Consider the following 12448-nt stretch of genomic DNA (forward strand, 5'->3'; position numbering starts at 1 on the left):
GAGCGTAGCCGCAAAGATGCCGTAGTGAGAGACCGCAACACTGATCATGCCAAATTGCGGAGTAATTCCCCGCATAGCGACCAGTGGCCGGCCTCCGCTTCGGAGACCGGCCACTGTCAGGACGCTATTCCCATTCGATGGTTCCCGGCGGCTTGCTGGTCACATCCAGCACCACGCGGTTAACGCCTTCCACCTCGTTGGTGATCCGGTTGGAAATCCGGGCCAGGAGGTCATACGGAAGCCGTGACCAGTCCGCGGTCATGGCGTCTTCTGAGGAAACCGGGCGAAGGACGATCGGGTGGCCGTAGGTTCGGCCGTCACCCATGACGCCAACGCTGCGGACATCTGCCAGCAGGACAACCGGCATCTGCCAAACGTCGTTGTCCAACCCTGCGGCTGTGAGCTCTGCCCGGGCGATGGCGTCCGCCTTGCGCAGCAGGTCCAGGCGCTCCTTGGTGACTTCGCCGACGATGCGGATGCCGAGGCCAGGCCCCGGGAAAGGCTGGCGGCCAACGATTTCCTGCGGCAGCCCCAGCTGGGCGCCGACGGCTCGGACTTCGTCCTTGAAGAGGGCCCGCAGCGGCTCGACGAGTTCAAACTGCAGGTCCTCGGGCAGGCCGCCCACGTTGTGGTGACTCTTGATATTGGCCGCACCTTCACCGCCGCCGGATTCGACGACATCGGGGTACAGCGTTCCCTGGACCAGGAACTTGATCTTTTCGCCGTGCGCCGCAGCCTCGGCGATGATGGCCAGTTCAGCCTCTTCAAAGGCGCGGATGAACTCACGCCCGATGATTTTGCGCTTCGTTTCGGGATCGCTGACGCCGGCCAGTGCGGCCTGGAAGCGCTCCTGCTCGTTGGCGACGTAGAGCTTGACGCCGGTAGCCGCCACAAAGTCCCGTTCCACCTGTTCGGCTTCGCCTTCGCGGAGCAGGCCGTGGTCCACGAACACACAGGTCAGCTGGTCGCCGACGGCTCGCTGGACAAGTGCTGCCGCGACCGCAGAGTCGACGCCGCCGGAGAGGCCGCAGATGACGCGGGCATCGCCGATCTGCTTGCGGATGCGCTCCACCTGCTCGTCCAGGATGTTGCCGGTGGTCCAGTTGGGTTCCAGTTTGGCGCCCTTGAACAGGAAGTTTTCCAGCACCTGCTGGCCGTAGGCCGAGTGCTTCACTTCCGGGTGCCACTGCACGCCGTACAGGCACTTCTCTTCATTGGCGAACGCTGCGACTTCGGCGCCGGCGGTCGTGGCCAGCACTTCGAAGCCTTCTGGCGCCTCGTGAACGGAGTCGCCGTGGCTCATCCAGGTGTTCTGGTGCTGCGGCATTCCTTCCAGCACGGAGCGGCCCTCGCCGAGGATGGTGGTTTGGGTGGAGCCGTACTCGCGCAGGCCGGTCTTGTCGACTTTTCCGCCCAGGGCATTGGCCATGGCCTGGAAGCCATAGCAGATGCCGAAGACGGGAATCCCGGCTTCAAAGAGGTCAGCGCCGACGGACGGTGCGCCGTCCGCGTAGACACTGGACGGGCCACCCGAGAGGATGATGGCGGCCGGGTTTTTGGCCAGGAGCTGCTCGGTGCTGTAGGTATGCGGAACCACTTCCGAATACACATTTGCTTCCCGGACGCGGCGGGCAATCAGCTGCGCGTACTGGGCACCGTAGTCAACAACCAGCACCGGCTTCTGGGAAGTCTGGGATGCAGTGGGAGTAGTCACCGTACTAGCCTACTTTGCGCGGTTGCCCGGCCGCACATCCAGGGCCGCCGGTGTGACGGACAAAACGTCCGACGGCGGTACGGCCGCAGTGCCGCCGCCCTAGTAGCGCTGGGGTGCCTGCGGGTTGGCAGCCAGCTCCGCCTCGACCTCCGCGTGGAATCGCTTCTCCACAATGAACGACAGGAACGGGACAACGCCGCCCAGGGCCAGCACGATCAGTTTGGCGAACGGCCAGCGCATCAGCGACCAGAGGCGGAAGTTGGACATCAGGTACACGACGTACATCCAGCCGTGGACGATCAGCACGGTGACAGAGATGTTGACGCCGCCCACCACGCCCTTGGGCTCGGCGTCGGCGAACCCCAGGCCGAACGGCGCTCCGGTGACAGCGTTGGTGCCGCCGGCGAACAAGTACTGGCCGAACGCATAACGGGCGATGAGTTCGGCGCAAAGCAGCAGCAGCATGGCGCCGGTGAGGTACGCCAGTACCTTGTAGAACTTCAGGGCCGAGCGGATCTGCTGCTCGGTGCCGCCGAAGCGGCGCTTCTTGCCCTTGCCGGCGGTTCCGCCACCCTGGCTGCTGTCACCGGTGGGCTGTGCCTGCATGGCGGGTTTGGGTTCGATCATGGCTGTACCTTTTGTTGGGTCTGTGCAGGAGGTGTCTGGGCTGGAACGTGATGGTGGTCGCTGTCGGCGCCCTCGCCGCCGTCGAACTGGTCTTCAAGGTCCCGGCGGTAATCGTCCTTGACGAGGCGCCACCAGATAAACAGGGCAAAGCCGGCGAAGACCACCCACTCCAGGGAGTAGAAGAGGTTGAGCCAGTTGATCTGCTGGGCAGGTGGCTGGGGTCCGATGCGCAGCGGCTTGAGGTCACCGTCCATGGAGGCAGCGCTGACGTCCTTGCCGGCGGACACTTCGGACGTGGCCGCGATGAAACCGGGATAGCTGCTGACGTCCCAGTAGTTGATGAGTTCGGCCACGGAGACCGCCGTGGCGCGTCCGGGTCCGGGCGCCGTTTCGGGCACGGGCGCCTCAGACGGCAGGAGCCGTCCCGTCAGTTCAAGAAGGCCCGACGGCGGTTCAGCGGCATCGGCGGGGTCGGCCACCCAGCCGCGGGCCACAGGGATCCAGGTTTCGGGTGAGGCTCCGACGCCGCTGAGGACGGGCGCTCCCTTGACGGCAAACGCGGTCACGACCCAGTAGCCTGTCTTACCGTTATGCAGCCTGCCTGGTATCAGGACCTGTTTCGTGGGGTCGTACGTCCCCTCGGCGGTGACCATCTGGTCAGCCACGGAGCCGTGGAAGAAGTCTCCGGGCTGCAGCGTGCTGGTCAGCGCCTGTGCGGTCTCGGTCGCCGGGTTGGCCGGAATTTCGGCTTGCGTGGACCTGCCGAACTGCCATTGGCTGAGCAGGACGAAGACCCCGGATACTGCAATCGCAAACACCAGGCCTGCGATCCATCGGGGTTTGACGGCTGTTTTCCACACCCCTTAACCGTACTTCGTTCCGCCGTAGAACAACTAAACGGAGAGTGGGGCAGCCGGGTCCCTGCGTGGCGACGGAGTCGACACGAAAGGGCCTGCCCCCAGAGTGGGGCAGCCGGGTCCCTGCGTGGCGACGGAGTCGACACGAAAGGGCCTGCCCCAATCCTTAGTGGTCGAAAAAGACCAGGCTTGAGTTGATGAGTTCTGCTATCACTTCGGGGTCGTAGGCACGGCGAAGTGACTCCCGGAACGATTCCTTGGACAGGGAGCGGGCCAGGGTTGCGAGGACTTCCAGGTGGTCCGAAAAGGAACTCGCAGGGGTGGCGATCAGCAGGACGACCGTGGCCGGCCCGTCGGTGGCGCCAAAGTCCAGCGCATGGCCGTACTTGGTGATACCGACGGCGATGGAGGTTCGGGAAACGAATTCGCTGCGGGCGTGCGGCAGGCCGATGCCGCCCGGCAGGCCAGTGGCGAGCTGGTGCTCGCGGGCATGGACGTGCTCGAGGAAGCCCGGCAGGTCGGTGACCCTGCCGGCGGCGTAAAGACGCTCCGCGAGCTGTGAGGCCGCGTCCACCTTGTCCGATGCCTCAAGCTCCAGGATCACCATTTCGGGAGTGGTGAGTTCGGCATCGTACCGGTCAAGTGGTTCCGCCAAGGCGTGTCCCTTCAGTGAGGCGAGAATGCTGGTGCGTGGAGCCCCTCAGCGCAAGGGAACGATGTCGTCGACGCCCATTCGTGCGGCATCGGCGGACTCATCATCAGGTTGCTGCTGGCTCAGCCGCTCGGCTTCTACGCGTGCAATGTAGTGCTTGATTTCGCTTTCACGCTGCACATCGCTCCAGCCAAGGACTTCACCCATAAGTTTAGCGACTACCGGAACCGCGGAGACACCACGATCCCACGCCTCGATCGAAATCCGGGTCCGGCGAGTCAGGACATCGTGGACGTGCCGGGCGCCTTCGTGGGTCGCGGCATATACGGCCTCGGCCTGGAGGTAGTCGTCGGCGCCGGGCAGGGGCTCGGCCAGCTCAGGCCTCTCGGCGATGAGGGCCAGCACTTCCGGTATCAGCGATCCATAGCGGTTCAGCAGGTGTTCCACCCGCGCCACATGGACCCCTGATTCCTCCGCCGTCCGGTTCCTCCGGTTCCAGGCAGCTTTGAAGCCGCTGGCGCCGAGCAGCGGAATGGTCTCCGTGCAGCTGGGCGGCACGCGCTCGTCCATGGTGCGGGTGGCCTCGTCAACGGCGTCCTTGGCCATGATCCGGTAGGTGGTCCACTTGCCGCCCGCCACCACCACGAGGCCGGGCACGGGGTGCGCTACAACATGTTCGCGCGACAGTTTGGCGGTGGAGTCGTTTTCACCGGCCAGAAGGGGGCGCAAACCGGCGTAAACGCCCTCCACGTCCTCACGCGTGAGCGGCCGTTTCAGGACTGTGTTGACGTGTTCGAGGATATAGTCGATGTCTTTGCTGGACGCCGCCGGATGGGCCTTGTCGAGGTTCCAGTCAGTGTCGGTGGTTCCGATGATCCAGTGCCGCCCCCACGGAATGACAAACAGCACTGACTTCTCGGTGCGCAGGATCAGGCCCACAGTGGATTGGAACCTGTCCCTCGGCACTACGAGGTGGATGCCCTTGGAGGCGCGGACCTTCAGCTGGCCTCGCTCTGTCACCATGGCCTGGGTCTCGTCCGTCCACACACCGGTGGCGTTGATGACCTGCTTGGCCCGGACTTTGAATTCCGTGCCGTCCTCATGGTTGACCACCTTGGCCCCCACCACGCGTTCGCCCTCGCGCAGGAAGTCCACTACCGCCATCTGGTTGACTGCGTGGGCGCCGTAGTAGGCGGCTGTCCGGATCAGGTTGGCGGCATATTTGGCGTCATCAACCTGGCCGTCGTAATAGCGGATGGAACCGACGAAGGCGTCATCCTTCAGGCTGGGCGCGGCGCGGAGGGTCCCGCGGCGGGTCAGGTGCTTGTGGAACGGCACCCCGCGGCTATGCCCGCCGGTGATGGACATGGCATCGTAAAGGGCAATCCCTGCGCCCACGTACGGCCGCTCCAGGAACGGCTTGGTCAATGGGTAGAGGAACGGCACGGGGCGGGCGAGGTGCGGCGCGAGCACGGACAGGATCAGGCCACGCTCGTGCAGGGCTTCCTTGACCAGGCCGAAATCGAGCATTTCGAGATAGCGCAGGCCGCCGTGGATAAGTTTGGAGGACCGGGAAGATGTTCCCGCCGCCCAGTCACTGGCCTCCACGATCCCCACGCTGAGGCCACGCGTCACGGCGTCCAGGGCCGCTCCCGTACCCACGATGCCGCCGCCGACAATCAGGATGTCCAGTTCCTTGCCGGGCTCGGTCGTGGCCCGCAGCCGCGCGATTGATTCTTCGCGGGCTGCCGGACCCAGGGTGCCGCTGGTGTTGGGAACACTCGTCATGGAAGCCTCCGTTGCCGCTGGTGCAGGTAGTAAACCACACTACTTGCTAGCTGCATGCTTGGGCAGGCGGGGCCCGGAGGGCCTCCCACCCGCCCCCGGCGCAAGTCAGTTTCCGGCGTAAGGCGAGACGACGACGTCGACCCGCTGGAATTCCTTGAGGTCCGAGTAGCCTGTGGTGGCCATCGAACGGCGTAGCGCGCCGACCAGGTTGGACGTGCCGTTGGTGTGGTGGCCGGGCCCGAAGAGGACCTCCTGCAGGGATCCTACGGTGCCAACGTTGACGCGGTCGCCACGCGGCAATTCGAGGTGGTGGGCCTCCTGGCCCCAGTGCCAGCCCTTGCCTGGCGCCTCTTCGGCGCGGGCGAGTGCGCTGCCCAGCATCACGGCGTCCGCACCCATGGCTATCGCCTTGACGATGTCGCCCGAGGATCCCATCCCGCCGTCGGCAATCACGTGCACGTAGCGCCCGCCCGACTCATCCATGTAGTCACGGCGGGCAGCCGCGACGTCGGAGATGGCGGAGGCCATGGGCGAGTGGATGCCCAGGGCACGGCGCGTGGTGGTGGTGGCGCCGCCACCAAAGCCCACCAGGACCCCGGCAGCGCCGGTGCGCATCAGGTGCAGCGCCGGGGTGTAGCCGGCAGCGCCGCCGACAATCACGGGCACGTCCAGTTCGTAGATGAACTGCTTAAGGTTCAGCGGCTCGTGGTCCTTGGAGACGTGTTCGGCAGACACGGTGGTGCCGCGGATGACAAAGATGTCGACGCCGGCGGCCACCACGGTTTTGTAGTGTTCCTGGGTGCGCTGCGGGGTCAGTGAACCGGCCACAGTGACGCCGGCGGCGCGGATCTCCGCGAGGCGCGTCGTGATCAGCTCGGGCTGGATGGGGGCGCGGTAGAGCTCCTGCATGCGTCCGGTGACGGCGGGGCTGTTGATCTCATCCTCAAGGGCACCGATTTCGTCCAGGACCGCCTGCGGGTCCTCGTACCGGGTCCACAGGCCTTCGAGGTCCAGGACACCCAGCCCGCCGAGGCGGCCCAGCTCGATGGCTGTCTGCGGGGACATGGCCGAGTCCATGGGTGCAGCAATGACCGGCATATCGAACTTATAGGCATCGATCTGCCACGACACGGAGACGTCCTTGGGGTCGCGTGTACGACGGTTAGGGACAATCGCAATGTCATCCAGGGAGTAGGCACGACGCCCACGCTTGCCACGGCCGATCTCGATCTCGTAAGTCACTGCTCTAGGTTATCCCAGCCGGCCCCCCTGCCACGGCCGGTGGAGCGTGGCCCGGTGGACGAAGGGAGGATCTTTGACGGCCGCGAGGCTGGTTCGTTACGGCAACGTGGCCTATGGCTCGCTCTGAGCGTCGAAAGTGAGCTGGGATTCGAACATCCTGAAGTAGCGGCCCCGCAATGCCACCAACTCCTTGTGGGTCCCCTGTTCCACGATCCGGCCGTCTTCGAGCATGTAGACAATATCCGCCTTTTCGATCGTGGCCAGGCGATGGCTGATGGCGATGATCGTGCTGCTGCGGTCTGCGAACAGCCTGGTGAAGATGCGGTGTTCGGCCAGCGCATCGATGGCCGAGGTTGGCTCGTCCATCACCATGAAAGACGCGTCGCGGTAGAAGTTCCTGGCCATGGCGAGCCGCTGCCATTGGCCGCCGGAGAGTCCGCTGCCCTTGCGTCCGCGCGGATCTTCCATCCAGTTGCTGACGTGGTTATCCAGGCCGTTGGGCAGTTTGTTGATGAATTCCAGGGCTTCGGCGTCTTCCGCCGACCGTCGGATCCGGCCGTCGTCCTTCGCGGAATCGACGTCGCCGAAGTAGATGTTTTCCGCAGCGGTGGCGAATTCGTACTTCAGGAACTCCTGGCTCAGCACTGCCAGGTGGCGGTGCCAGGAGGTGACATCGACGGCGGCGAGGTCCACGCCGTCGAGCATCACCTGCCCTGAATCCGGAGCATAAAGCCCCGCCAGGATCCTGATCAGGGTGGATTTTCCGGCCCCGTTCTCCCCCACGATGGCGATGTGCTGGCCTTGCCGGATGGTCATGCTGATACCGCGGATCACCTCGATGTCGCTGCCGGTGTAGGTGAAGTGGATGTCCCTGAGTTCCACCGTCCGAGGGGCCTGTAACAGCGGCGGCGCGTGCCGGGAGTGGACAGGCAGCGCCATAAACAGTTCGTAGTCCTTGAGGTTCGCGAGGTCCTCGTCGATGGAGCTCAGCGACGACACCAGGTTGTTGGCGGTGGACAGTGCCCGGCTGACGATCTGCTGGACGTACAGGAACTGACCCACAGGCTGGGCACGGGCAATGATCTGACCCACCACCCAGATCAGCGACACCACCTCCGCGCCGTACTGCAGGGCGTCGGCGGCCAACTGCTTCGGGATGTACCGCTTCTGGAAATCCAGCCGACGGCGCTCGTCCGCGTCCCGCAACCGGGACCGGAAGTCCATCAGGTAGCCCACGATCCCGTACAACCGCATCTCGGCGATGTGCTGCGGGCGCAGGAGATTGGTCTCGATCATGCGGCGCTGGCGGCGCGAGTCCACTTGGGTGTTCCAGTGGGCGATCTGCTCCCGCGAAAGTTTGAACTGCAGGTAGACGCTTGGGACGATCGCGACCAGCACGATGACGGCGATCCACCAGCTCACCAGCAGCAGGGCGCCGACGGCGAGGATCACCGACACGAGCTGGGTGAAGATCGCCGCGATGCGGTCCAGGACCCGGGCGTAGGAGTCAGAGAACCGCTTGGCGCGGTCATAGAGGTCAACGGTCTCTTTGTCGTCGTAGCGCCAGAATTCGAGGGCCAGGAACCGCTCGTACATGAGGTCGCCCACGATGGCGCCCACCTTGAAGCTCATGAGCTGCTGGATGTACCGGTCCACGCTGCTGAAGGCCCCCCAGAACAGTCCCAGCGCCGCGGTGATGATGACGTAGATAATTGCCTGCTGGCCCGCGGCTGCGTCGCCGGAATACGCCGCTGCCAAGGCAGTGGTAGTCAACGCAGCGAAGTAGGTGGTGACAAGTGGAAGCAGCGCCGAGATCAGCGAACCGACAATCTTCATCACGACGGCGGCAGGCGAGGCCCGGAAACTGACCCGCAGGACCTGCGCCACGGCCCGGGCGTACGGCCGGACGGAGAGCTTCCGCTGGGGATCCCGTTTGGGACTCAGCTCAGCGGGATGGTGTGGTTCGGGCATGAATACAGCCTAGTTCGGCGCCCTGAAACAGTGGTGCGGCTAATACTTTTCGCCGTACTCGTAATCGGGAAGATCAAAACAGGCGCTGAAGCCATCAATTTGGACGCTCTCGGGTCCGTCCCAGATGCCAACAATCAGGTGCGTGCCGTCATCGTGCAGGATGTCCACAGTACGGGCGCCATCGCTGTCGGAGTCGTCCTTCACCGTCCAACCCTGCATGCCCTTGGTCCTGTCACGCACCTGGTCTAGGAACTTGTCCCTGTCCAGGCCAGGCTGAAGTTCCACCTGACCGGTGCCTGTCCATTTCTTCTTGTCTCCCTGGCAGCTCAACAGGCTTGAGGAGTCGTTTTCGAAGACGGATACCACCAGCTCCTCGGGAACCATGTCAATTATTTGATGCTGGAGGGCCAACAGTTTCGTTTTTGCCTCTTCCAAAGTCATATTGGACATCCCTTTATTCGCTTCCTCTACTCCGCACGATGCCAGGCTGAGAGCCAAGCTGATGGCAGCGGCCGCCCACGCTCCCCGGACTGCCTTGGATGGGTCGATCACTGGCGAATCTCCTTGCGCATATCCCTCAAAGCCTGGTCATTTTCCTCGTAGGTGGTGGCGATGAGGCTGTGGTTGTCGATGCTGTAGAACTCTGTCCATCCGTTGCCCCCTGGTGGCTCATAAACGTGCTTTTCAAAGGCCGGCTCCTTCATTGGGTAGTTCTCCCCCACAACCCCGTTCGCTTCAGCGGTCAGCAGGATATCGGGGTAGGTGAAACTGGAATACTCGGTGCCGGGATCGGGCACCCAGCCAGGCGGCATAGCGGCACCGGACAGCGCGAGCAGCTTGTCGTAGTGCGCTCCTTCATTTTCCGCCCCGGTGAGGTTCCGGACTCCCCAACTATGGCCTACACCCACCGATTGGGCACCGGGTGGCAGCTCGAGGTCCACGGCGCCCTGGAAGGCCCGCAGGACCGGCGCAGAGCGGGCTACGAACTCATCGCTCTTGGCCTCCACCAGGAAGGCCTCTACAAAGTCGCCGTCGGGAAATTCCGACCCCTTGTAGACGAACGCCGCAGTTCCCCCGGATTGGTCGTCCTCGACCAGGCGGGCTGGCAACCGTTGGGGTCCACCGTCATGGAACGATGCCTCATTGGTAGTGGTGCCGGGGACGTAGGTGATAACGGTCGTCGTGTTCTCGTCATAGGTGCCTTTCAGCTCCACGATCGACTGAGCGGCGGGATCGTAGGCGGCCAGCCTGATTTTTCCGTCCACCACTCTTTGCAGGTAGGACTGGCGCTTTTCCCATGCTTTGTGTTCATCGGTGAACCGTTGCGGATAGCCGGCATCCATAAGGAACGGGTTGAACCTCGGCTCGGGATCGTTCTCGTTGAGCCAATCAATCCTGTTTTGTGCATTGATGCGGTTCGCCTCTACGCGGGCATCGAACGGGATGCCGTTCGTATTGCCTGCCTCCACGGGGTAGTCACGGATGAACGCCTGCTTCTGCCCCGCGGTCAGGCCTGACCACCAGTCCTTGATCTGCGCCGCAGACTTTCCCATGAGGACATCCGGCCGGACCGGACCGGAAGTGTACTCGCTGGTGCCGTTAGAGGAGCCGGCGGGGCCTGTCGAGGGCCCGGATCCGCCCGGCAGGCTGGCTGCCTCCTGCTCGTCGGCGTTACGTGTTAGTTCATCAGCCGACTGGTGGAGGAAAAGGACGGCCTCCCGAAGGACCAAGGTGTGGCTGGTTTTCCAGTCATGGCGAAACTGCTCTGCATCGGGGCCGGGCCAGAGGGTGCCATTAACGCGGGTGTTGAAAGTGCCCAGTTGTAGCTGCAGCCTGTTGCCCGCGCCATGCATGGCTGCCGCCAGTTGCCGAAGTTGGGCGACGTCAGCGCCAGTGAAGCCATTGGACAACCTGTTCCCCCCAGATCGATCGAGCTTTACTCCATCGAATATACAAGGGTGGGACGCCAAAGGAGGTGGGGAGAACTCCCCACCTCCTTTGCAGTCGGACTAAACCTGGCCGCAGTGAAGCAAGGCCAGGGAGGCGCCGGGACTAGCGCGAACCGTAGTTCGGTGCCTCAACCGTCATCTGGATGTCGTGCGGGTGCGATTCCTTGAGCCCGGCCGGAGTGATGCGCACAAACTTACCGCGTGCCTTCAGCTCCGCGATCGTGGGTGAGCCGACGTAGAACATGGTCTGGCGCAGGCCGCCCACAAGCTGGTACGCCACGGATGCCAGCGGCCCGCGGTAGGCTACGCGGCCCTCGATGCCCTCAGGGATCAGCTTGTCGTCGCCGGAGACGTCAGCCTGGAAGTAGCGGTCCTTCGAGTAGGAGGTGTTCTTGCCGCGTGATTGCATGGCACCCAGGGAGCCCATACCGCGGTAGCTCTTAAACTGTTTGCCGTTGACGAAGATGAGCTCGCCGGGGGACTCGTCGCAACCGGCAAGCAGGGAGCCGAGCATCACGGTGTCGGCGCCGGCAACCAGCGCCTTGCCGATGTCGCCCGAGTACTGCAGGCCGCCGTCGGCAATCAGCGGAACGCCTGCCGGGATGGCTGCTTTCGAGGATTCGTAGATGGCTGTGATCTGCGGGACGCCTACCCCGGCCACCACACGGGTGGTGCAAATGGAGCCGGGGCCCACGCCCACCTTGATGCCGTCGGCACCGGCGTCGATCAGTGCCTGTGCGCCTTCACGAGTGGCGGCCTGGCCGCCGATGATGTCCACGTGCGCCGCTACAGGATCGGACTTCAGGCGGCGGATCATGTCCAGCACGCCCTGCGAGTGGCCGTTGGCGGTGTCCACGAAGAGGGCATCGACGCCGGCGTCAACGAGTGCCATGGCCCGTTCCCAGCCGTCGCCGAAGAAGCCGATGGCCGCACCGACCCGGAGGCGGCCTTCCTCGTCCTTGGTGGCGAGCGGGTACTGCTCGGCCTTGGTGAAGTCCTTGGTGGTGATCAGTCCCTTGAGGCGGCCCTGCTCGTCGACGAGGGGGAGCTTTTCGATCTTGTTGGTGGCCAGCTTGTGGGAGGCTTCTTCGCGGCTGATGCCCACGTGGCCGGTGACCAGCGGCATTTTGGTCATGACGTCGCTGACCAGCCGCAGCGGGAAGTCTGCCTCTGGCACAAAGCGGGTGTCGCGGTTGGTGACGATGCCCAGGAGCCGCATGCCCTCATCCACTACAGGCAGGCCGGAAACGCGGTACTGGGAGCAGATCTCGTCAAGCTCCGCCAGTGTGGCCTCAGGGCCGATGGTCAGCGGGTTGGTGATCATTCCCGACTCGCTGCGCTTGACCCTGTCCACCTGGTCGGCCTGGTCCTGGATGGACAGGTTGCGGTGCACTACCCCAAGGCCACCCTGGCGTGCCATCGCGATGGCCATCCGGGATTCGGTCACCGTGTCCATTGCTGCGGACAGCAGCGGGGTTTGCACCGTGATCCGCTTGGAGATCCGGGAAGAAGTGTCGGCGTCGGAGGGGATGACGTCGGTGTGGCCGGGGAGCAGCAGGACGTCGTCGTACGTCAGGCCGACAAAGCCGAAAGGATCGTGTGCGGGCTGGGTCATGAGTGCGCCTCTTACCTTGGTTGCGGGGGTCAC

General features: G+C 64.1%; 10 protein-coding genes. All 10 read right to left on the minus strand.

Features of this window, described 5'->3' with window-relative positions:
- Positions 1–124: 124 nt before the first annotated feature.
- The 10 genes from guaA to guaB all read right to left on the minus strand — a co-directional run bounded on the left by guaA (position 125) and on the right by guaB (position 12415).
- Entirely contained in the window at positions 125–1714 is a 1590-nt protein-coding gene (gene guaA, locus ACFC25_RS00225; RefSeq protein ID WP_337350897.1) for a glutamine-hydrolyzing GMP synthase, read from the minus strand.
- Positions 1715–1813: 99 nt separating this feature from the next.
- Positions 1814–2341, minus strand: a complete 528-nt coding sequence (locus ACFC25_RS00230; RefSeq protein WP_337350896.1) for a DUF3817 domain-containing protein — start codon at positions 2339–2341, stop codon at positions 1814–1816.
- Entirely contained in the window at positions 2338–3201 is an 864-nt protein-coding gene (locus ACFC25_RS00235) for an SURF1 family protein (RefSeq protein WP_376043043.1), read from the minus strand. Before ACFC25_RS00235 ends, ACFC25_RS00230 begins: the two co-directional genes overlap by 4 nt.
- A 163-nt stretch (positions 3202–3364) precedes the next feature.
- Positions 3365–3853, minus strand: a complete 489-nt coding sequence (locus ACFC25_RS00240) for a PTS sugar transporter subunit IIA (protein WP_337345638.1) — start codon at positions 3851–3853, stop codon at positions 3365–3367.
- A 45-nt stretch (positions 3854–3898) separates the two neighbouring features.
- Entirely contained in the window at positions 3899–5638 is a 1740-nt protein-coding gene (locus ACFC25_RS00245) for a glycerol-3-phosphate dehydrogenase/oxidase (protein WP_337345637.1), read from the minus strand.
- Positions 5639–5743: 105 nt separating this feature from the next.
- Positions 5744–6880: a GuaB3 family IMP dehydrogenase-related protein gene (locus ACFC25_RS00250; RefSeq protein ID WP_337345636.1), complete on the minus strand. Its 1137-nt coding sequence runs from the start codon at positions 6878–6880 to the stop codon at positions 5744–5746.
- Between the two features lie 111 nt (positions 6881–6991).
- A complete protein-coding gene (locus tag ACFC25_RS00255; protein WP_376043047.1) occupies positions 6992–8851 on the minus strand; it encodes an ABC transporter ATP-binding protein in 1860 nt (619 codons plus the stop codon).
- Positions 8852–8890: 39 nt separating this feature from the next.
- Positions 8891–9403, minus strand: a complete 513-nt coding sequence (locus ACFC25_RS00260; protein WP_376043050.1) for a hypothetical protein — start codon at positions 9401–9403, stop codon at positions 8891–8893.
- Positions 9400–10761, minus strand: coding sequence for a WXG100 family type VII secretion target (locus ACFC25_RS00265; protein ID WP_376043053.1), 1362 nt, complete (start codon positions 10759–10761; stop codon positions 9400–9402). Before ACFC25_RS00265 ends, ACFC25_RS00260 begins: the two co-directional genes overlap by 4 nt.
- 142 nt (positions 10762–10903) lie before the next feature.
- Positions 10904–12415, minus strand: a complete 1512-nt coding sequence (gene guaB, locus ACFC25_RS00270; RefSeq protein WP_337345632.1) for an IMP dehydrogenase — start codon at positions 12413–12415, stop codon at positions 10904–10906.
- Positions 12416–12448 lie beyond the last annotated feature (33 nt).

The sequence above is a fragment of the Pseudarthrobacter sp. NPDC055928 genome (genome assembly GCF_042270935.1).
Classification (GTDB): domain Bacteria; phylum Actinomycetota; class Actinomycetes; order Actinomycetales; family Micrococcaceae; genus Arthrobacter.

Bases quoted from the DNA above. Each gene is read 5' to 3' on its own strand.
- ACFC25_RS00230 (WP_337350896.1), bottom strand. From the start codon at position 2,341: ATGATCGAACCCAAACCCGCCATGCAGGCACAGCCCACCGGTGACAGC.
- ACFC25_RS00245 (WP_337345637.1), bottom strand. From the start codon at position 5,638: ATGACGAGTGTTCCCAACACCAGCGGCACCCTGGGTCCGGCAGCCCGC.
- ACFC25_RS00255 (WP_376043047.1), bottom strand. From the start codon at position 8,851: ATGCCCGAACCACACCATCCCGCTGAGCTGAGTCCCAAACGGGATCCC.
- guaB (WP_337345632.1), bottom strand. From the start codon at position 12,415: ATGACCCAGCCCGCACACGATCCTTTCGGCTTTGTCGGCCTGACGTAC.